Raw genomic sequence first — 20,995 nt, 5'->3', positions numbered from 1 at the left:
TAACGGGTTGCCCTCACTCTTTCGGCTGAGGGCAACGCTTTTCCTTCCACGCGGTAACCGCGTCAATTCGCCGTTTGGTCAGCTCCTCGCGAATCTCCGGGCCTTTAAATCCTGCCTCAACCACGTCTTTCGTTGGCACCGCTTTTGCGACTTCCCACGCTTCGCGCAGCAAGCGCCCCTGCGGGTAATCGGACGCTTCAAACCCGGTGCGGCCGCGAACGTCGGCTTCGCTGGTGAGCGCAATCTGCTCCACGCGCTGCGGCTTGCGCCAGGCGTCGATATTATCGAACAGCTTCACGATGGTGGCAGGCTTCAGGATCGGGAAGGTATGGATCAGGTCGTGGAACTCGGCGACCAGCTTTGCCAGATCGCGGATGTCATTCGGTACGCGCAGGCGCTGGCAGAGCCCGTCAACCAGCTTTACGCCCGCCGGACCGTGCCCGTGATGGCGCGGCCAGAACTCTTTCGGCGTTAAGCCTTTGCCGAGATCGTGGCACAGGGTGGAAAAGCGTACGTCCACCTCAGGGCTGAGCATGGCGGCCATGCTTAGCGTCATGAGCGTGTGCACGCCGGTATCAATTTCCGGGTGCCATTTCGCCGGCGCGGGGACGCCAAACAGCGCGTCGATTTCCGGGAACAGCACCCTCAGCGCGCCGCAGTCGCGCAGGACCTGGAAAAAGACCTGCGGGTTGCGGGTGGTGAGGGCGTTTTCCGTCTCTTTCCAGACGCGCTCCGGCGTCAGGTGTTCCAGCTCGCCCGCCTCGGTCATGGCCGTCATCAACGCCATCGTCTCATCCGCAATACGGAAGCTCAGATGGGCGTAACGCGCGGCAAAGCGCGCCACGCGCAGCACGCGGAGCGGATCTTCAGAAAATGCCGGGGAGACGTGACGCAAAAGACGGTCGCGCAGGTCATCCTGCCCGCCGTAGGCGTCGATGATATGGCCGTTTTCGTCCTGAGCCAGGGCGTTAATGGTGAGATCGCGGCGCAGCAAATCCTGCTCCAGCGTCACATCCGGCGCGGCGTAGCAGGTGAATCCCGTATAGCCGGAACCGGATTTCCGCTCGGTACGCGCCAGGGCGTACTCTTCCCGGCTTTTCGGGTGCAGAAACACGGGAAAATCGCGGCCTACCTGCTGGTAGCCCGCGTCGAGCATCTCTTCCGGGGTGGCGCCCACCACCACCCAGTCTTTATCTTTGACCGGCAGACCTAACAACGCATCACGTACCGCACCACCGACCAGATAACTCTTCACGCCCAACTCTCCCGTTTTCTCTTTTCCAGAATGATACGTAAGTCTGGCAGAGAAGACGAATTAGTTCATCCAGCGATCTTTACGCTTACGGCTTGGGATCAGATGCGGCAGGACCAGGCCCAGCACCAGACCAACGCCCAGCACGCCGCCGCCATACATAAACCACTGCATGATAATGGTGCGTTGTTTGTCATCAAGCTGCAGGTTCGCGGCGTTCACTTTTTTCTGCGCGACGATCAGCTCGTTTTTGAGCTTTTGATTCTCTTCTTTCAGACCGTTGATCACGCCGTCGCTTTGCGCCACTTTCTGCTGCATTTCGGCGGTGCGCTGGTTCCAGGTCCCGTCGATGTTGTTCAGCTTGTCTGTCAGGGTCTTCACCTGGTTTTCCAGATCCGGCACGCGGGTGCGCAGGCTTGGCACGGTGCTCAGCTCTTTCATTGGGATCCAGGAGGTACGGCCGGAACTGTCGCGAACCTGACCGTAATTGGTCTCCGCGTTGGTCTGTAACAGGGTGACTTCCTCGCCGGCATTCACCGTGCCCACGAGGCGATAATTATCTCCGGGGCCACTGCGTACCCAGGTATTCAGTTCGTCAGAAACGTAACGCTTCTCTTCAGCGTGCACTGCGGTTGCGGCGCTAAAAGCGAGTAAAGTAAGTCCAATCAGGCGTAATTTAAGCATCATTAGTCGTTATTTTCATAAAAAGTGGAACGATAGTAGTGGCAACAGTGTCTCTACGCAAAGCATTCATCAGCAATCAGAATCATCTGTGTCACGACTCTACACATTTACGCCCGACAAATTGCTCATTGCATGGCAATTTGGCGCAAAATACTATGTACTGACAAACAAATGGCGAGGAAGTTCGCCCTCATTGACGCGTCTGTGACGCCCGCAAAAGTACAAGGCTATGGCTCAGGAAATCGAATTAAAATTTATCGTCGAAAAAGACAGCGTTGACGCGCTCCGTCAGCATCTGAATACCCTCTCCGGCGAGCACCATGAACCCGTACAGTTGCTCAACATCTACTACGAAACGCCGGACAACTGGCTGCGCAACCACGATATGGGGCTGCGCATCCGCGGCGCGAACGGACGCTACGAGATGACGATGAAAATCGCCGGCCGCGTGGTCGGCGGTTTGCATCAGCGCCCGGAATACAATATCGACATCAGTAAGCCAGAACTTGAGCTGGAACGTTTCCCGGCGGAAGTCTGGCCGGAAGGCGAACTGCCCGCCACGCTGGCAGGGCAGGTGCAGCCGCTGTTCAGCACCGATTTCGCTCGCGAGAAATGGCTGGTGATGGAAGGCAAGAGCCGCATTGAAATTGCGCTGGATTTAGGCGAGGTGAAGGCGGGTAAGTTCCAGGAACCGATCTGCGAGCTGGAGCTGGAACTGCTGGAAGGGGATGCGAGCGACGTGCTGAAGCTGGCGCGCAAGCTGGTAAGCCAGCCGGGTTTACGCCAGGGCAGCCTGAGCAAAGCGGCGCGCGGCTACCACCTGGCTGCCGGAAATGCGCCACGCGTGCTGAGAGAGACCCCGATTCTTCGCGTCGTCCCGAAATCCAGCATTGAGCAGGGCATGGAAGCGGCGCTGGAACTTGCGCTCTCTCAGTGGCAGTACCACGAGGAGCTGTGGGCGCGTAACGTGAAAAATGCCAGGAAACAGGTGCTGGCCGCTATTGGTCTGGTGCGTCATACCCTGACGCTGTTTGGCGGTATCGTTCCACGTAAAGCTAGCGCTCACTTACGCGATCTGCTGACCCAGACCGAGACGCTGCTGCTTTCCGACGTGTCGGCGCAAACCGCCCTTTACAGCCCGCAAAATGCCGCGGCAAAACTGGCCCTGACCGAGTTTCTGGTGACGCGCGGCTGGCGCGCCTTCCTCGATGCAAAAGCGCAGACCAAAATCGCGGACAACTTTAAACGCTTCGCGGATATCCATCTTTCCCGCCACGCCGCCGAGCTGAGAACCACCTTCGCGCATCCGCTGGGCGATCAGTATGGCGACCAGCTTCCCCGCCTGGCGCGTAACATCGACAGCATGTTGCTCCTGTCCGGTGCGTACGAGGGCGTGAAGGCGCAGGCCTGGCTGGAGAACTGGCAGGGACTTAAGCATGCCATTGAGACCCGTCAGCAGATTGAGATCGAGCATTTCCGCAACGAAGCCATTTCGCAGGATCCGTACTGGCTGCACAGCGGAAAACGTTAATTCTGGCAAGGAACCCCTGATATGCCGCTTTCTTCGCAGTTACAGCAGCACTGGCAGACCGTTTGCGAACGTCTACCCGAGTCGTTACCCGCATCATCGTTAAGCGAGCAGGCGAAAAGCGTGCTTACGTTCAGTGATTTTGTGCAGGAGAGCGTCAGCGCCAATCCGGACTGGCTGGCCGAGCTGGAAAGCGCGCCGCCGCAGGCTGACGAGTGGCGGCACTATGCCGGCTGGCTGCAAACCGCGCTGGCAGAGGTGGCGGATGAAGCCACGCTGATGCGCGTTCTGCGTCAGTTCCGCCGCCGGGTGATGGTGCGTATTGCCTGGGCGCAGGCGCTGGAGCTGGTGAGTGAAGAGAGCACCTTGCAGCAGCTGAGCGAGCTGGCGCAGACGCTGATTGTCGCCGCGCGGGACTGGCTCTACGCCGCCTGCTGTAAAGAGTGGGGCACGCCGTGCAGCGAAGAAGGGGTTCCGCAGCCGCTGTTGATTCTGGGGATGGGCAAGCTGGGCGGCTGCGAGCTGAACTTCTCCTCGGATATCGACCTGATCTTTGCCTGGCCGGAGAATGGCTCTACGCGAGGCGGTCGTCGCGAGCTGGATAACGCCCAGTTCTTTACCCGGCTCGGGCAGCGTCTGATTAAGGCGCTGGACCAGCCGACGCAGGACGGCTTTGTTTACCGCGTGGACATGCGCCTGCGCCCGTTTGGCGACAGCGGCCCGCTGGTGCTGAGCTTCGCCGCGCTGGAAGATTATTACCAGGAGCAGGGGCGCGACTGGGAACGCTACGCGATGGTCAAAGCGCGGATCATGGGCGACAGCGACGACGCTTACGCCAACGAGCTGCGCGCCATGCTGCGCCCGTTTGTGTTCCGCCGCTACATTGACTTCAGCGTGATCCAGTCCCTGCGCAATATGAAAGGGATGATCGCCCGCGAGGTGCGCCGTCGCGGCCTGAAGGACAACATCAAGCTTGGCGCGGGCGGCATCCGCGAAATCGAATTTATCGTTCAGGTCTTCCAGCTGATCCGCGGCGGGCGCGAGCCGTCGCTACAGTCCCGCTCGCTGCTGCCGACGCTGAGCGCCATTGAGCAGCTGCATCTGCTGCCGGACGGCGACGCGCAAACCCTGCGCGAGGCCTATCTGTTCCTGCGCCGCCTGGAAAACCTGCTGCAAAGCATCAACGACGAACAGACCCAGACCCTGCCGGGCGATGACCTTAACCGGGCGCGCCTGGCCTGGGGCATGCGCGTGGACGGCTGGTCAACGTTGACTGAACGGCTGGATGCCCATATGGCAGGCGTTCGCCGCATCTTTAACGATCTGATCGGCGACGATGAAAGCGAATCGCCGGACGATGCGATCTCGGAGCACTGGCGCGAGCTGTGGCAGGACGCGCTTCAGGAAGATGACACCACGCCGGTGCTGGCGCACCTAAGCGACGACGCCCGCCACCGCGTGGTAGCCTTGATTGCCGATTTCCGTCTCGAACTGAACAAGCGCGCCATTGGGCCGCGCGGTCGTCAGGTGCTGGATCACCTGATGCCGCACCTGCTGAGCGAGGTCTGCTCGCGCGAGGATGCGCCGGTGCCGCTTTCGCGCATGATGCCGCTGCTGAGCGGGATCATCACCCGTACTACCTATCTTGAGCTGCTGAGCGAGTTTCCGGGGGCGCTTAAGCACCTGATTTCCCTCTGCGCCGCGTCGCCGATGGTGGCCAACAAGCTGGCGCGCTACCCGCTGCTGCTGGACGAACTGCTCGACCCGAACACGCTCTATCAGCCGACGGCGACGGACGCCTATCGCGACGAGCTGCGCCAGTACCTCCTGCGCGTGCCGGAAGAGGACGAAGAGCAGCAGCTGGAGGCGCTGCGTCAGTTTAAGCAGGCTCAGATGCTGCGCGTGGCGGCAGCGGATATCGCCGGTACGCTGCCGGTGATGAAAGTGAGCGATCACTTAACCTGGCTGGCGGAAGCGATTATCGATGCGGTTGTCCATCAGGCGTGGGTGCAGATGGTGGCCCGCTACGGCCAGCCGAAGCACCTGGCTGACCGCGAGGGGCGAGGGTTTGCCGTGGTCGGTTACGGCAAGCTGGGCGGCTGGGAGCTGGGCTACAGCTCCGATCTGGATTTAATTTTCCTGCACGACTGCCCGGCGGACGTGATGACCGACGGCGAGCGCGAGATTGACGGGCGTCAGTTCTATCTGCGCCTGGCCCAGCGCATCATGCACCTGTTCAGCACCCGCACCTCGTCAGGCATTCTGTACGAAGTGGACGCGCGCCTGCGCCCGTCCGGCGCGGCGGGCATGCTGGTCACCTCGACGGACGCGTTTGCCGATTACCAGAAGAATGAAGCCTGGACGTGGGAGCATCAGGCGCTGGTGCGCGCTCGCGTGGTGTATGGCGATCCGCAGCTTCACGCCCGGTTCGATGCCATTCGCAAGGCCGTCATGACCACCCCGCGCGAAGGCAGCACGCTGCAAACCGAGGTGCGGGAGATGCGCGAGAAAATGCGCGCCCATCTCGGGAATAAACACCGCGATCGCTTTGATATCAAAGCCGATGAGGGCGGAATTACCGATATTGAATTTATCACTCAGTACCTGGTGCTGCTGCACGCCCACGACAAACCGAAGCTGACCCGCTGGTCCGATAACGTGCGCATTCTGGAGCTGCTGGCGCAAAACGACATTATGGACGAGCAGGAGGCGCAGGCCTTAACCCGCGCCTACACCACGCTGCGCGATGAGCTTCATCACCTGGCGTTGCAGGAGCAGCCGGGCCATGTGGCGCTGGCGTGTTTCGCTGAAGAACGCGCGCAGGTCACCACAAGCTGGCAGAAGTGGCTGGTGGAACCGTGCGTAACAAAACAAGTGTGATATTATCGCGCGCAAATTGTGAATCTTTCTGGAGTCAGGAATGAAAGTAACACTGCCAGAGTTTGAACGTGCTGGAGTAATGGTTGTCGGGGATGTGATGCTGGATCGCTACTGGTATGGGCCTACCAGCCGCATCTCTCCGGAAGCGCCGGTACCGGTGGTCAAGGTCGACACCATTGAAGAGCGTCCCGGCGGCGCGGCAAACGTGGCGATGAACATTGCCTCTCTGGGCGCGCACTCGCGTCTGGTGGGCCTGACCGGTATCGACGATGCGGCGCGCGCGCTGAGCAAGTCGCTGGCGGACGTGAACGTGAAGTGCGACTTCGTTTCTGTTCCGACCCACCCAACGATTACGAAACTGCGCGTGCTGTCGCGCAACCAGCAGCTGATCCGCCTCGATTTTGAAGAAGGCTTTGAAGGCGTTGATCCTGAGCCGCTGCACGAGCGCATCAATCAGGCGCTGGGTAATATCGGCGCGCTGGTGCTGTCTGACTACGCCAAAGGCGCGCTGGCGAGCGTGCAAACGATGATTCAGCTGGCGCGCAAAGCCAGCGTACCGGTGCTGATCGACCCAAAAGGCACCGATTTTGAGCGCTATCGCGGCGCGACGCTGCTGACGCCAAACCTCTCCGAGTTTGAAGCGGTGGCGGGCAAGTGCAAAACCGAAGATGAACTGGTTGAGCGCGGTATGAAAATCATCGCTGATTTCGAGCTGTCCGCGCTGCTGGTGACCCGCTCCGAGCAGGGGATGACGCTGCTGCAGCCGGGCAAAGCGCCGCTGCATATGCCAACCCAGGCGCAGGAAGTGTACGACGTGACCGGTGCCGGCGATACGGTGATCGGCGTGCTGGCGGCGACGCTGGCAGCGGGTAATTCCCTGGAAGAGGCGTGCTACTTCGCTAACGCCGCGGCGGGCGTGGTGGTGGGTAAACTGGGCACTTCAACCGTTTCGCCAATCGAGCTGGAAAACGCGGTGCGCGGCCGCGCCGACACCGGTTTTGGGGTGATGACCGAAGACGAGCTGAAGGTGGCCGTCGCCGCCGCGCGCAAGCGTGGTGAAAAAGTGGTGATGACCAACGGCGTGTTCGACATCCTGCACGCGGGCCACGTGTCGTATCTGGCGAACGCGCGCAAGCTGGGCGATCGCCTCATTGTGGCAGTGAACAGCGATGCGTCGACCAAACGCCTGAAGGGCGAAACGCGTCCGGTGAACCCGCTCGAGCAACGTATGATTGTGCTTGGCGCGCTGGAAGCGGTGGACTGGGTGGTGTCGTTTGAAGAAGATACCCCGCAGCGCCTGATTGCCGGCATTCTGCCAGACCTGCTGGTGAAGGGCGGGGATTACAAGCCGGAGCAGATCGCGGGCAGCGAAGAGGTCTGGGCCAACGGCGGTGAGGTGATGGTGCTCAATTTTGAGGACGGGTGCTCAACCACCAACATCATCAAGAAGATCCAGAAAGACAGTCAGTAAAAAACGGGCCAGTTGGCCCGTTCGTTTTTCTCCCTCTCCCTGTGGGAGAGGGCTGGGGTGAGGGCATCAGGCCGCAGTTATGCCTGGTCGTCCACCGGTGGAATAGCCGGTGCCGGCTTCACTTCTTCCGGCGCATTACGGTTTTCCAGCTCGCTCAGACGCTGTTCCAGCAGCGCCAGCTTCTCGCGGGTGCGCAGCAGAACCTGAGTCTGCACGTCAAACTCTTCGCGGCTGACTAAATCAAGGCGAACCAGCTGCGCCTGCAGCGTCTGGCGGATTTTCTTCTCAACGTCATCACCAAATTCACGAATGCCTTTCGGCATGGACTCATGAACCTGACGCGCGATCTGCTCAATTTTTTTCGGGTCAATCATAATGGCTTCCCTTGATAATTCGGTGTTGATGAACATTGTAGCGCGTCATGACCCAGGATAAAGCAGATTTGTTTGAAGCTTATGCATTGCCCAGGTTAATCAATAGCGTTATAGTTATCTCGCTTATTCTCAGGGCGGGGCGAAATTCCCCACCGGCGGTAAATCAGCTTAACGCTGAAAGCCCGCGAGCGCTTTGGGTGAATTCTCAAAGGTCAGCAGATCCGGTGTAATTCCGGGGCCGACGGTTAAAGTCCGGATGGGAGAGAGTAACGATCCAGTCGGGCATGGCCCGCTCACGTTATTTTTTTGCCGCTTGTACGGCGCTCCTAAGACTGCCCTGATTCTGGTAACCATAAAGTTAATGAGGTTTTTTTACCATGAATCAGACGCTACTTTCCTCTTTTGGCACTTCAATTCAACGTGTTGAACATGCACTGGATGCACTGCGCGAAGGCCGCGGTGTGATGGTGCTTGACGATGAAAATCGTGAAAACGAAGGCGACATGATTTTTGCCGCCGAAAATATGACCGTTGAGCAGATGGCGCTGACTATTCGTCACGGCAGCGGCATCGTATGCCTGTGTATTAACGAAGACCGCCGCCAGCAGCTCGATCTGCCGATGATGGTTGAAAACAACACCAGCGCCTTCGGAACCGGTTTTACCGTGACCATTGAAGCGGCGCACGGCGTGACTACCGGCGTGTCGGCGGCTGACCGTCTGACTACCGTACGTGCAGCGATTGCCGATAACGCAAAACCATCCGATCTCCACCGTCCAGGCCACGTTTTCCCGCTGCGCGCGCAGCCGGGCGGCGTGCTGACCCGTGGTGGCCACACCGAAGCGACCATCGACCTGGTGACGCTGGCTGGCTTCAAACCGGCTGGCGTGCTGTGCGAACTCACCAACGATGACGGCACCATGGCGCGCGCGCCGGAGTGCATCACCTTTGCCCGTCTGCACAACATGCCGGTGGTGACGATTGAAGATCTGGTGGAGTATCGCCAGGCGCACGAGCGCAAAGCCAGCTGACATTGCTGATGTGAAAAAGCCGGGGAAACCCGGCTTTTTTGTCTCTAGTGGTAGTTAATTTTAAACAGCACCACGGTTTCAAACGGGCCGGACTGGATCGCTTTTCCTTCTACGGGTGATAGCTCTGCGGTGTAATCCTGCTGATATTGCAGCGTGCTGCCCGTAAAATCGGCATATTCTTCATAGTGGTTGAAGGTATAAGGCTGAGCGCCATTGAGTATCCGCAACTTCAGGCCATTTCCAATGAGTAATGCCGTGTCCTCAGCGGTGAGCGATTCCGTAGTATAGAACGACGAATCCATTTTGAACCCATCTGAACATTGGACATCCTGCACCTTTGTCGTTTTCACCGAAAACGTTCGTTTACGCGTCTGCTGATTCACAATATCGCGGGCGCTGAAGGTGCCAAAGTCGATCTCCTGATTCTCCGGGAAAATACTGAAAGTCGCCCCACAGTCCAGCACGGTGATGTTTTGCAGACCGTTGATGTGGTACTTCAGGTTTTTCGCGTCCGACATCTGGTTCACGCCGCCTTTTCCGTCAAACTGAACGACGATGTAATCGGTCAGCGAGCTGACGTAGCCGTGGGGCGGCATCGCTTTGATTTTTACGTATAAGCGCAGACGCGCAACAAAAGTGCGCGAGGTATGGATATCGTCCGGGTTACCGGAGCAGATAAGGTTTTCCCAGCCCATTTGCCGGATCTGCGCCGGGGTATAAATTGTGATGTTTTGGTTGTCCAGACACTGTCGGGTATCGACGCCGTTAGGCTGGCCTGTTGCATCGTAATCCATTCCCTCATAGGTCACGCCAAGCTCATAATAGGGATCCGATGCGGCAGGGTAAGGATTCACCCAGGCGAAAACATCTTCCTGTTCAAAACCGCCGACAACGTTGTGGTCGCACGTTACCGGGATTTTAATGTCATCCGACTCCCAGATTTTTTCTCCCACCTGCGCATTGCTGGGGATAGCAAACGGCGAGATCGTTTTGGTCTCCTCAACGGGGCCACCGGAACCGCCCAGATAGCAGTCGAGGGCCAGCGCCTCTTTTAACGGCAACGTAGAAACCAGCAAAATAAACAGGACGTTAGCGAGCTTTCGCATCTTTTTCGATCTTCCGTTCGCTGAGCGTGCACTGCGCCGTTCCTGCGCACTGCACGTCGACTTTTTTCAGGGCACCGTAGTCGTCGATATAGCCGATGCTGTAATAATTCCCGTGGTAGCCGCCAGTGGAGGTCGTCGCCGTCGCGAAGGGGGCAAGCATCAGGCTGTCGAAGCCCGGCAGCATGGTTTTGGCATTCTTACTGAGCCATGCCAGGGTGATGTAGTACGGCGTCGGGTTATGTATAGTCAGCCCTTTCGCGGTGGCTGACATTTCCATCCGCATTTCCGCCTGCTCGCCGGGCTTTTTGGTAATCGCTTTAGGACGCCAGAACAGTTTGATCCTGCTCTGCATCGCCACCTGCATGACGCTGCGCTCTTCGCTGGCGCTGGCACTTTTTGGCGGCACTTCGCGCAGGTTGAAATAGAACAGGGATTCCCTGTCTTTCGGCAACTGGCCGGTGGCCGCTTGCTTAACGATCCTGACCTGGGACGCGGAACCCGCTTCGATGCGTTGAATCGGAGGCAGCGCCATAAAGTGCGTATCTTCCTTACGGCCTTCCTCATCTTCAATCCAGGAGAGCGCCAGATAGGGCAGCGCTTTGCTCTGGTTTTCAATCTTCAGGCTGCTGGCCTTGTCGCTTTCCGGAAAAACTATGCGCGTGCGGTCCAGGTTAACGGCTGCGTGGCTGGCAAAGGCGGTGCTAAGGAGCATCAGGCACAGGCTTTTAAGTGGGGTAAGTTTCATCATGGTTTCTTACTGACATGGCAGTATCAACTGCATACTGTTTTCAAGGTGTGAAGGTAACGCGAAGCGACACTGCTGATTGTCCCCCCACGTTACGCGGAACTGCTGTTCTGGCTCTACGGCGCCCAGCCAGACGTGGCCATCATCGGCGACCATTCCAATCTGTCGATCGTTTTCCAGCAGACGAACAACTGCGCCCAGCGGTGGCGTGCCGGACGGGGTGCGTAAGATGCCTGTGATATCGTTGCCCGCGCGGGTGGCAATCTGACGGAACCCGATAGCCCCCTCTGTCCAGGTTGAGGTCACGACGCGGGTGTCCACGTCTACGCCATCGGGCAGATTGTTCATATTGACCTGCACGCTGGAGGGCGAATAGCTGGAAATCGACGGTAAAACGCCGATGCCAAATCGGTTGGTTTCATCCCGCGACATGTTCAGCGGGATGTTGCCTACGCCGTCGGTACTGACCATCACGCGCGGCTCGTTACCGTAGCTGCGACGATGCAGCGCAGCGCCTTTGGCCGTTGAGGTAAAGGATCCATTCCAGCTGGCGCTCAGGGAGTTGTATTCATTAGCCTTATAACTCCCGGAAAGATTCAGATCGCCATAAGGGGAATAATGCTGATAATTGCCGCTTACCTGCGCGCCGGCATCTGACTTCTCGCTCTCGGTGCCTGCTGAAACGCCCCAGGTATTATTGCGATCGGATGTGTCATACCACGATACATTCTGGCTCAGGCTGTCGCCGTTGCGCAGGTCGTAATTCAGACGATGATCGGGATCGAGTGGGACGCTCAGTGAGAGGTAGAACTGCGTATCGTCGTCTTCGTCCTCATAGTGCGTTTTACTCCACGACACGGTGACGCCCAGGTTTTTCCAGCGACCGATGTCAAAGTTATAGCCCGCGGTCACGCTGCCCGTCGTGGAGGGCGAATCGTCCCACCAGGTCTGGCGCAGCATGTTGACATAGAGGTTGAGCGATAGCGCCGAAATGTACTGGCTGGCCGTCACGCTGAGCGTCTGCTTCTCAGACTGGCGGTCACCGTTGTCATCATCCAGAAAACGGGCGTAGCTCAGGAACTGCGGGTCGGAGTAGCGATAGCTGGCAAGCGTAAGCTGGCTGCCGGTGGTATCGAAACGCTTACTGTAGTTAAAGCGGTAGCTGTAACCTGTTTGGCTGGCCTGGTGAGGCAGCTGGCTGGTTGCCTGGGTCACGTCAAATGAGAGGGCACCCAGGTACTCCATGTTTTGCCCGATCCCGGCGGCGACGGAGCGGTAACGATCGCCATCGGCGAGCGTGCCGCCATAAAGGGAGGTTTGTGACAGCATGCCCCAGGAGAATTCACCGCTCATAAAGGCGTTATCCTCAACGTCATGAGAGGCATCTTTCCGCGCTTTTCCGGTCGCCAGCTTATAGCGAACCTGACCTTTGCGCGTTAAAAACGGCACCGATTCTGCAGAGACCTGGAAGGTGCTGACGCGCCCGTCTTCTTCCGTCACTTTGACGTCCAGCGTGCCCTGTACCGACTGGTTAAGATCCTGAATTACAAACGGTCCCGGCGGAACTTTACTTTGATAGATCACGCGATCGGCCAGGCTGACCGTAACTGTAGCGTTGGTTTGCGCTATCCCGGTAATTTGTGGCGCGTAGCCCCGCAGAGACCATGGCAGCATGCGTTCATCGCTGATCAGGGAGGCGCCGGTATAGGTAAACGCATCAAAAATGGCGGACTGAAAATCCGTTTCGCCAAGGGTCAATTTCGCCCCGAGTGAAGGCAAGGGGCGGAACATGTAAACGCGTGAAAAGCGCCCGTCATGCTCAGAACCGGCGTCGTTATGCGTTTGCGTGTACTGATAATCGCTGCGCAGCCGCCACGCACCCAAATTGGCGCCGGCGGTCCCGTAGGTGTTGGCGTTATCCGAGGATGAGCCATTATTGGGCTGATAATGGCTGGCGAACAGGTTGTAATCCAGCATTACGCCAGGGACGCCGTTATCCCATGTGGAGGGCGGCATCCAGTCTGCTGCGCGGTACTGTAGCCATGCCTGCGGAACGGTAACCTTCAGCGTTTGGGTTGCTTGCTCGAACTTAAAGGTAATATCGGGTCTGGAGGCGAAATCAAGGCATCCGTCTTTTTCGGATAAGGCGTTACGAATATCATCTTTGAGCGCAAAGGAATCAGCCAGTTCAGGCGGAATACACACCTGAACTGAATGATTGATCTCTTTCCAGTTAAGCTGCCAGCCGTTAGCAAGTGGGACGTCATTAATGGAAACAGTAACAAAGTAGCTGCCAGGGATGACGGCTATCTCATCTTTAAAAAGAGAAAGATCGACGCTGCCTCGCTGGTCTTTATCAATAGCATTGATATTAAACTCAGTGGCAAAAGTGAATTTCGTCATTAACAGGGACGCTATGATGATTATTGATTGTAATTTATATGTCATCATCCTGTTACTCAAAATAATATTGCTAACCGACTGGCTTATTTAGCCAGTCGGTTTATGTTGCAGCGTAATCTTATTTGTACATCAGAACATAGTTGGCTGTGGCTTCAACCTGGCCAGCAGTCGCGGTTTTACCGGCAGGGACTTCCATTAACGCTTTAAAGTGCAGCGTCTGGGTGGTGGAGCCAGCCAGAAGGTCAACTTCATTAGCCGCGCCCAGCGTAATGTTGGATTCGGCGTTATCCAGCAAACGAACGCCCACGTTCTGTGCGCCGCTGGCATAGGTGTTGGTCATGAGGCTGGTGTCAGTCGCGTCTGTTGCTGCGCTGGTGAAAGTGACATCAACTTTGGTAATTGGCGTGTCGGTCTCATCAGCAGGATCGTCAAGCTGGCAGTTTTCCAGGTTGATATCAACCGGAACAGGAGTAGACTTTTTATTGGCATTGATAACGGCAGTGGTCACTTCACCCAGGTCAATTTCTTTGTCAACGCTATCCGGTGCGATGCTGCATGGTGCATCAATAACCACGCCTTTAAATGTAATTTTGCCAGAACCTTGTTCTTCCGCAAAGGCAGAACCCGATACAATGGCAGCCATCGCAACCGCTAACAGTACTTTTTTACCCATATACATGAAAATATCCTTTTTCAAATGAATTCATACTCTGAATATTAATTTCAGGATGCGAATTGAGTATACGGGAGGAGAGAGGCGTAATGCGATTACTGTAACTTAAAGCTATTTTAAGATCGTTTTAATATATAGCGCTTGTTGATTGTAAGGGCCCGTTGGTTCTCATAATTCAGGCGTAAGCCTGCGATGAATCCATCAGTTTATATTATAGAATAATGGTCAATAAAAATATTGCAATGAAGGGTAAATTATGTGTTGGTATTAGGGTGGATTATTAATTTCAGCATATTATTGAGTTATCCTGCCTCCGTAGTAAACGGAGGCAGATAAATTTTAACCAATACCCGCTGATTGCAAAAGTACCAGACTTAACCCCATCACCGACATGCCGCACAGTACGCCATAGCTGGGATTGTTATTGGGATCGATCTCTTTTGCCAGCGGCATCAGCTCATCGACGGAGAGCGCCACCATAATCCCGGCCACGGCAGCCATAATCGCCGCCATCACGACAGGGGACACGAGGCTTCCAAGGATCAGCCACGCCAGCACGCCGCCGAGAATTTCGGCCATCCCGGAAATCCCCGCCCAGAAGACGGCAGTACGTTTTGAACCCGTTGCGGCATAAACCGGCCCGGCCACCGCAAGTCCTTCAGGAATATTGTGTAAGGCTACCGCCAGCGCGACACCAAACCCCATCTCCAGGTTGCTGCTGGCCGTGACGTACGTGGCGACACCTTCAGGGAAGTTGTGCAGGCTGATACCCAGCGTTAGCAGGATCGCCGTGCGCTTGATGTTGCCCGGGATCGGAGTAACGCTTTTTTGCATCAAATCCTGAGGGTGGGCGTGGGGCAGCATACGGTCGAGCGCAAAATAGCCCAGCAGCCCGACGATGAACATGCCGTAGCCCAGAACCGGCGACATTCCCTCGGTGTGAAGCGCTGCGGGCAGCATCTCCATCAGCGAGATAAGCAGCATGATCCCGGCGGCGAAGCCCAGCGAGAAGGCCAGCAGGCGATTAGACGGTTTTTGCCCGAGCACGCCGAGGAACGCGCCGATAAAGGTCGCGGCGCCCGCAAGCACGGTCAAAATTAAGGGTACTGACATGCACTCTCCTTAAGCGATATCGTACGTTCAAATTTCCTGATGATGATCTTCACGGTTATCTGCGTTCATCTTCATCTGAATGCGCGTAATGTAGAACCATCAAATTGACACCTTCTTTAAGGATACCACCATGTCTTCTTCTCGTATGCCAGCACTGTTTTTAGGCCACGGCAGCCCAATGAACGTTCTGGAAGACAACGTCTATACCCGCGCCTGGCGTCATCTGGGTGAGACGTTGCCGCGTCCGAAAGCGATTGTGGTGGTGTCCGCGCACTGGTTTACCCGTGGCACCGGCGTGACGGCCATGGAAGCGCCTAAGACCATTCATGATTTCGGCGGCTTCCCGCAGGCGCTGTATGATACGCATTATCCGGCTCCCGGCTCGCCTGAGCTGGCGCAAAAGCTGGTGGATTTGCTGGCACCAGTCCCGGTCGCTTTGGATAAAGAAGCCTGGGGCTTTGACCACGGCTCGTGGGGCGTGCTGATCAAGATGTACCCAGATGCGGATATTCCGATGGTGCAGTTGAGCATCGACAGCACTAAACCGGCTGCCTGGCATCTGGAGATGGGCCGCAAACTGGCGACCCTGCGCGATGAGGGCATCATGCTGGTGGCAAGCGGCAACGTGGTGCACAACCTGCGTACGGCGCGCTGGCACGGCGAGAACACGCCATACCCGTGGGCCACCGCTTTTAACGACTACGTCAAAGCGAACCTGACCTGGCAAGGCCCGGTTGAGCAGCATCCGCTGGTGAACTATCTGGATCACGAAGGCGGTTCGCTCTCTAACCCGACGCCGGAGCACTTCCTGCCGCTGCTGTATGTATTAGGCGCATGGGACGGTCAGGAGCCGGTTACGATCCCGGTCGACGGTATTGAGATGGGGAGTCTGAGTATGCTGTCGGTGCAGGTAGGGTAATAAAAGCAAAACGGCAACGTCAGTTTGCCGTTTTTAGTGTTTGCACCCTCTCCCACGGGAAGAGGGCATCAGGCCGCAGTCTTATTCAACAAAAATATGCGGATAGAACCGTGACAGATCCTGCGTGATCAGCGCGCGATCTTCGCGAATGCCAATCCCGGCTGGCCGATCGTTGATGAGCCAGCTGCCAATCAGCGTATAGCTGTCGCCAAACTTCGGCAGTTGATAAAACTCCTGGACGATCATCCCTTCTTCGCCGTACGGCCCTTCAACGGCCTCCAGCGTTTTACCGTTTTCAATGATTGAGACGTTCGCACCTTCGCGGGAAAAAATTGGCTTAACGACGTATTTCTCCATCGGCGGGAAATCATCTTCGGCAAAATACGCTGGCAGCAGGTTCGGGTGGTTTGGGAACATCTCCCACAGCATCGGCAGCAGGGCTTTGTTGGAGATAATGCTCTTCCACGCCGGTTCCAGCCAGCGCACGCCCGCGTCTTCCAGCTTGGTGGAGAACATTTCACGCAGCATGTATTCCCACGGATAGAGCTTGAACAGGTTGCTGATCACCTGATCCTGCATATCCGTAAACTGACCTTTTTCCCCCAGGCCAATATCTTCGATATAGAGGAACTCGGTCGCCACGTCTGCTTCGGCCGCACAGTCCTGCAGATACTGAACCGTACCACGGTCTTCCTCCGTGTCGCGGCAGCAGGCAAGATGCAGCAGATTGAAGCCAAACTGCTCCCGCAGTTCGGCGAAACGCTCAATCAGCTTTTCCTGCAGGCTGTTGAACTGGTCGCTGCCTTCCGGCAGGTTTCCGGCGTTCATCTGATCTTCCAGCCAAATCCACTGGAAGAATGCCGCTTCGTAAAGAGAGGTCGGCGTATCCGCGTTGTTTTCTAAAAGCTTCGGCTCACCCACGCCGTCCCACGCCAGATCGAGGCGAGAGTAAAGCGATGGCTGATTCGTCTTCCATGACTGACGGACGAAACTCCAGGTGTGCTTCGGAATACGGAATTTAGTCATCAGCTCGTCGCTGTCGATGACCTTTTCCACAACCTTCAGGCACATCTGGTGCAGCTCGGCCGTCACCTCTTCCAGTTTTTCCACCTGGTCGAGCGTCAGTTTGTAGTAAGCATCTTCACACCAGTACGGCTCGCCGTACATGGTGTGAAAGTTAAAACCGTATTCAGTGGCTTTTTCGCGCCAGTCCGGGCGCTCGGTAATACCGACTCGTTCCATGATCAGCCGCCCATTGAGCGAGTAGAAGTGCCTGTCGCACTACGCTGCATGCTGGTCTGTTTCGCCACAGACTCACCGAACCCACCGCGGGTGATGGTGCTGGTGGTCGCAGGCTTCGGCGCCATCGCGGTTTTCGGGACGGTCACGGTGCGGCCCGGGGTCGCTGCGCCGTAGCCTTTGCCGCTGGCATCAGTATATTGACCATAAGCCGGGCTGGCCGGGTTTTTCGAGCTAAACAGCGGTTGCTGCTGATAGCCTGCACCGCCACCCATCAGGCGACCCATCATGTAGCCTGCCATTAATGGCATCCAGAAGCTGCCGCTGGACTGCGCCTGCGCCTGATTTTCCGGCGCAGTACCTGCCTGAGCTGGCGTCTGCTGACACTGACCTTCACCAAATTCCGCCACGCAGTCTTCGCGTGAGGCGTATTTCGGCGCGGTGCGTTCTGCTTCTTTCAGCGCGTTGGTGTAGGCAGTTTTACACTCTGCTGCCTGGCCGGTTGCGGCGGAGCAGTCGTCCGCGTTTTGATACAGCGAAACCGTTTCGTCGTTTTTCTCACAGCCTGCCAGCATAAAGACCGCGGTAACGGCCAGCGCAACAGGGGTGAGGTGACGTGCGTTCCAGCTTTTGCGGAACGACGCGTGATTAATCGTTTTTGTCCGTTTCATGTTTGTCTTCCAGGACCCAGTGGTAATAACGCTCAGGATAGTGGATGAGTGGTTGAAAATGAAGCGAAGAGGGGCGGAATCAGGGGGATCTTTACGTTGGCTTACGTTCGGGGGGGATTCAGATGCGCCCTCTCCCGGTGGAAGAGGGCGTGATAACAATCTTAGTTACGGAACGGGTTAGAACCGCTGCTTGCAGGTGCCGTGCTACGCGCGGCCGCTGGCTGTGCAGCAGGGGCGCTGCCGTTAGCGTTGAAGTTATCAACGGCGGCAACCTGCTCCGGGTTCTCCGGCGCAACGCTGTCCGGCGAGGTGGAGACCGGTTTGCCCAGCGCGCTGTTCAGCATCTGCAGATCCTGCTCGTTCAGCGTACCCAGCGCCTGCTTGATGTTCAGCTGGTTAATCAGGTACTGGTAACGAGCGCTGGAGAGCTGCTGCTTCGCGTTGTACAGCGTGGTGGTCGCGTCCAGCACGTCGACGATGGTGCGGGTACCCACGGAGTAACCGGCTTCCATCGCGTCCAGTGAGCTCTGGGCAGACACTACGGCCTGTTTATAGGCGTTGATGCTGCTGATGGAGGCATTCACGTTGTTGAAGGAAGAACGAACGGTCTGCACCACGTTGCGGTGCGCGCTTTCCAGCTGCTCGCTCGCGCCAACAAAGTTGTACTGCGCCTGTTTCACCTGGGAGTTAACCATACCGCCCTGGTACAGCGGCAGAGAGAAGCTCAGGCCCACTTTGTTCTGACCCATATTGCTGTCGTCATACTGGGAAGTATTGGTCTTAGAGCCGCTATAGGTAGTATCAGAGACGCCGGTCGACGCGCTCAGGCTCAGGGTTGGCAGGTGGCCATCCTGCGCCTGACGAATTTGCTCGCGTGCCAGATCCTGGCTCAGACGCGCCTGCAGCAACGTCAGGTTGCGGTTTTCCGCCTCTTTCAGCAGGGCGTTAACGGCCTGCGGCTTATCCGTTTTGAAGCTGTCCACGTTCAGGGAGGCCAGCTCAGGGTAGTAGTTACCGGTGACCTGACGCAGGGATTCCAGCGCGTTGTCGAGGTTGTTACGCGCGGTCACTTCGTTAGCCAGCACGGTGTCGTACTGTGAACGGGCGTTCTGCACGTCGGTGATCGCCACCAGACCCACGTTGAAGCGCTGGGTGGTTTGATCTAACTGGCGGTAGATCGCCTGTTTCTGCGCTTCGGTGTAGGAGAGCGCGTCAATGGCGCTCAGCACGTTGAAGTACGCGGTGGCAGTGTTCAGGATCAGCGTTTGCTGGTCGGTCTGATAGGTCACATCCTGGATGCCCGCGCTTTTTTCCTGCAGGGTCAGGGCGCGCCATTTGGACATATCAAACAGCGTCTGTGTTAATTGCAGTGAGGCGCTGGTAGCATTGGAGTTAACGCCGTTAGCGTCGCGGAAACCGTTGCTGTAGGTATAATCTGCACCTAAACCTAACTGCGGCAGCAGTGGGCTACGCGCTTCGTTAATCTTTTCAAACGCAGCATCACGATCGGCCGCTGATTTACGTAAATCAGGGTTGCCCAGACGTGCCTGCTGGTAGACCTGTAACAGGTTTTCCGCCTGGCTCATTGCACTGAAGCCCGTCAGGCTCAGGCCGATAAGGATGGGGAGCAATTTCTTCATTTGCATTCCTTGTTGTGAAGCAGTATTAGCGCTGATCTAATTAAAAAATAATTGCCGATTCTAACAGAATCATCCACACCAAAAGGTTGGCGTTACGTGCCATCTGGCGGTAATTTGCACCAATCTACCATATAGCCTTACAAACGGCAGCCAAACAGCCTTGAAATTCACAATTTCATCACCATTGCTACCAGGACTCGACTCATGCAAAAACCAGAAAAGTTGCCCGTGACATTCGCCAAAAACGATGTAGAAATTATTGCACGAGAAACGCTTTATAGCGGTTTTTTTTCGATGGATCTTTACCGTTTCAGGCATCGCCTGTTCAACGGTGAAATGAGCGGCGAAATCAGACGTGAAATTTTTGAGCGCGGGCATGCGGCTGTCTTGCTACCCTTTGACCCAGTGCGTGACGAAGTCGTACTGGTGGAGCAGATCCGCATTGCCGCGTATGACACCAGTGAAAGCCCGTGGCTGCTGGAGATGGTGGCCGGGATGATCGAAGAGGGCGAGTCGGTTGAAGACGTCGCTCGACGCGAGGCGCTGGAAGAGGCCGGGCTGGTGGTAGGCCGCACAAAACCGGTGTTGAGTTATCTGGCAAGCCCCGGGGGCACCAGCGAGCGCTTGTCCATTATGGTGGGCGAAGTGGACGCCACGACGGCGGAAGGGATCCACGGTCTGGCTGATGAAAACGAAGATATTCGGGTTCATGTGGTAAGCCGGGAACAGGCTTATCAGTGGGTAGAAGAGGGGAAAATCGACAACGCAGCGTCTGTCATCGCCCTGCAATGGCTGCAGCTGCATTATCAGACATTACGAAACGAGTGGAAAAAATGAAGCGCTATACGCCTGACTTCCCAGAAATGATGCGCCTGTGCGAAACCAATTTTGCACAGCTGCGCCGCCTGCTGCCGAGAAACGACGCACCCGGCGAAACGGTAAGCTATCAGGTGAGCAACGCGCAGTATCGGTTAACGATAACAGAATCAACGCGCTACACTACGCTGGTGGACATTGAGCAAACGGCGCCCAGCATCAGCTATTGGAGCCTGCCGTCAATGACGGTGCGCCTCTATCATGACGCGATGGTCGCTGAAGTGTGTTCAAGTCAGCAGATCTTTCGCTTCAAGGCGCGGTATGATTATCCGAATAAAAAGTTGCATCAACGCGACGAAAAGCATCAAATTAACCAGTTTTTAGCCGACTGGCTAAGATATTGTTTAGCACATGGAGCAATGGCGATTCCGGTTTGTTAGCGTCATAAAC

At 56.7% G+C, this 20,995-nt stretch carries 18 protein-coding genes and 1 riboswitch; of the genes, 7 read left to right on the top strand and 11 right to left on the bottom strand.

All coding sequences use genetic code 11. The features are described 5' to 3' along the window. Nucleotides 1-13: 13 nt before the first annotated feature. Entirely contained in the window at nt 14-1,255 is a 1,242-nt protein-coding gene (locus tag UTO39_RS07205; RefSeq protein WP_061097030.1) for a multifunctional CCA addition/repair protein, read from the bottom strand. Nucleotides 1,256-1,315: 60 nt separating this feature from the next. Further along, nucleotides 1,316-1,936, bottom strand: a complete 621-nt coding sequence (locus UTO39_RS07200) for a TIGR04211 family SH3 domain-containing protein (RefSeq protein ID WP_028014457.1) — start codon at nt 1,934-1,936, stop codon at nt 1,316-1,318. Between the two features lie 229 nt (nt 1,937-2,165). Between UTO39_RS07200 and UTO39_RS07195 the strand changes: the two genes are divergently transcribed. From UTO39_RS07195 to hldE, 3 genes are read left to right on the top strand one after another with little or no spacing between them, the layout of a single operon-like run. Next, nucleotides 2,166-3,467, top strand: coding sequence for an inorganic triphosphatase (locus UTO39_RS07195; RefSeq protein WP_320726820.1), 1,302 nt, complete (start codon nt 2,166-2,168; stop codon nt 3,465-3,467). 21 nt (nt 3,468-3,488) lie between these two features. Next, entirely contained in the window at nt 3,489-6,344 is a 2,856-nt protein-coding gene (gene glnE / locus UTO39_RS07190) for a bifunctional [glutamate--ammonia ligase]-adenylyl-L-tyrosine phosphorylase/[glutamate--ammonia-ligase] adenylyltransferase (protein ID WP_320726819.1), read from the top strand. A gap of 40 nt (nt 6,345-6,384) precedes the next feature. Continuing rightward, complete coding sequence (gene hldE, locus UTO39_RS07185) at nt 6,385-7,815, top strand: bifunctional D-glycero-beta-D-manno-heptose-7-phosphate kinase/D-glycero-beta-D-manno-heptose 1-phosphate adenylyltransferase HldE (RefSeq protein ID WP_061097033.1); 1,431 nt, start codon at nt 6,385-6,387, stop codon at nt 7,813-7,815. A gap of 77 nt (nt 7,816-7,892) precedes the next feature. On the opposite strand, the gene ubiK is transcribed toward hldE, so the two are convergent. Further along, a complete protein-coding gene (gene ubiK / locus UTO39_RS07180) occupies nt 7,893-8,189 on the bottom strand; it encodes a ubiquinone biosynthesis accessory factor UbiK (RefSeq protein ID WP_045371366.1) in 297 nt (98 codons plus the stop codon). A gap of 121 nt (nt 8,190-8,310) precedes the next feature. After that, nucleotides 8,311-8,461: riboswitch (FMN riboswitch) on the top strand. Nucleotides 8,462-8,566: 105 nt separating this feature from the next. On the opposite strand from ubiK, the gene ribB reads away from it, so the two are divergent. Next, nucleotides 8,567-9,220: a 3,4-dihydroxy-2-butanone-4-phosphate synthase gene (gene ribB / locus UTO39_RS07175; RefSeq protein WP_253543305.1), complete on the top strand. Its 654-nt coding sequence runs from the start codon at nt 8,567-8,569 to the stop codon at nt 9,218-9,220. 44 nt (nt 9,221-9,264) lie between these two features. On the opposite strand, the gene UTO39_RS07170 is transcribed toward ribB, so the two are convergent. From UTO39_RS07170 to zupT, 5 genes are all read right to left on the bottom strand, one after another. Beyond that, nucleotides 9,265-10,326, bottom strand: coding sequence for a type 1 fimbrial protein (locus UTO39_RS07170; protein WP_320726818.1), 1,062 nt, complete (start codon nt 10,324-10,326; stop codon nt 9,265-9,267). Beyond that, the gene (locus UTO39_RS07165; protein WP_320726875.1) at nt 10,310-11,071 is read right to left on the bottom strand and encodes a molecular chaperone; all 762 of its coding nucleotides are present in this window, start codon (nt 11,069-11,071) and stop codon (nt 10,310-10,312) included. Before UTO39_RS07165 ends, UTO39_RS07170 begins: the two co-directional genes overlap by 17 nt. A 9-nt stretch (nt 11,072-11,080) precedes the next feature. Then, a complete protein-coding gene (locus UTO39_RS07160; protein ID WP_320726874.1) occupies nt 11,081-13,519 on the bottom strand; it encodes a fimbria/pilus outer membrane usher protein in 2,439 nt (812 codons plus the stop codon). Between the two features lie 73 nt (nt 13,520-13,592). Continuing rightward, nucleotides 13,593-14,153: a fimbrial protein gene (locus UTO39_RS07155; protein WP_061097038.1), complete on the bottom strand. Its 561-nt coding sequence runs from the start codon at nt 14,151-14,153 to the stop codon at nt 13,593-13,595. 333 nt (nt 14,154-14,486) lie between these two features. After that, nucleotides 14,487-15,260: a zinc transporter ZupT gene (gene zupT / locus UTO39_RS07150; protein ID WP_061097039.1), complete on the bottom strand. Its 774-nt coding sequence runs from the start codon at nt 15,258-15,260 to the stop codon at nt 14,487-14,489. 130 nt (nt 15,261-15,390) lie between these two features. Between zupT and ygiD the strand changes: the two genes are divergently transcribed. After that, nucleotides 15,391-16,179 (top strand): 4,5-DOPA dioxygenase extradiol, encoded by a 789-nt coding sequence (gene ygiD, locus UTO39_RS07145; protein WP_266179032.1) that lies wholly within the window; start codon nt 15,391-15,393, stop codon nt 16,177-16,179. 81 nt (nt 16,180-16,260) lie between these two features. Here the strand turns inward: ygiD and UTO39_RS07140 are convergent, their stop codons facing one another. From UTO39_RS07140 to tolC, 3 genes are all read right to left on the bottom strand, one after another. Beyond that, nucleotides 16,261-17,421 (bottom strand): glutathionylspermidine synthase family protein, encoded by a 1,161-nt coding sequence (locus tag UTO39_RS07140; RefSeq protein WP_061097041.1) that lies wholly within the window; start codon nt 17,419-17,421, stop codon nt 16,261-16,263. Between the two features lie 2 nt (nt 17,422-17,423). Continuing rightward, nucleotides 17,424-18,089: a DUF1190 family protein gene (locus UTO39_RS07135; protein ID WP_028014445.1), complete on the bottom strand. Its 666-nt coding sequence runs from the start codon at nt 18,087-18,089 to the stop codon at nt 17,424-17,426. A 161-nt stretch (nt 18,090-18,250) separates the two neighbouring features. Then, a complete protein-coding gene (gene tolC / locus UTO39_RS07130) occupies nt 18,251-19,729 on the bottom strand; it encodes an outer membrane channel protein TolC (RefSeq protein ID WP_320726817.1) in 1,479 nt (492 codons plus the stop codon). 204 nt (nt 19,730-19,933) lie between these two features. Between tolC and nudF the strand changes: the two genes are divergently transcribed. After that, nucleotides 19,934-20,566, top strand: coding sequence for an ADP-ribose diphosphatase (nudF, locus tag UTO39_RS07125; RefSeq protein WP_028014443.1), 633 nt, complete (start codon nt 19,934-19,936; stop codon nt 20,564-20,566). Next, the gene (locus UTO39_RS07120) at nt 20,563-20,985 is read left to right on the top strand and encodes a DUF1249 family protein (protein WP_061097042.1); all 423 of its coding nucleotides are present in this window, start codon (nt 20,563-20,565) and stop codon (nt 20,983-20,985) included. The genes nudF and UTO39_RS07120 overlap by 4 nt, the downstream gene beginning before the upstream one ends. The last annotated feature ends 10 nt before the right edge of the window (nt 20,986-20,995 follow it).

This window comes from Enterobacter sp. 118C5 (genome assembly GCF_034107645.1).
Lineage (GTDB): Bacteria > Pseudomonadota > Gammaproteobacteria > Enterobacterales > Enterobacteriaceae > Enterobacter > Enterobacter nematophilus.
The sequence above is the reverse complement of the archived record's forward strand: the minus strand, read 5'-3'. Positions and strand labels throughout refer to the sequence as shown.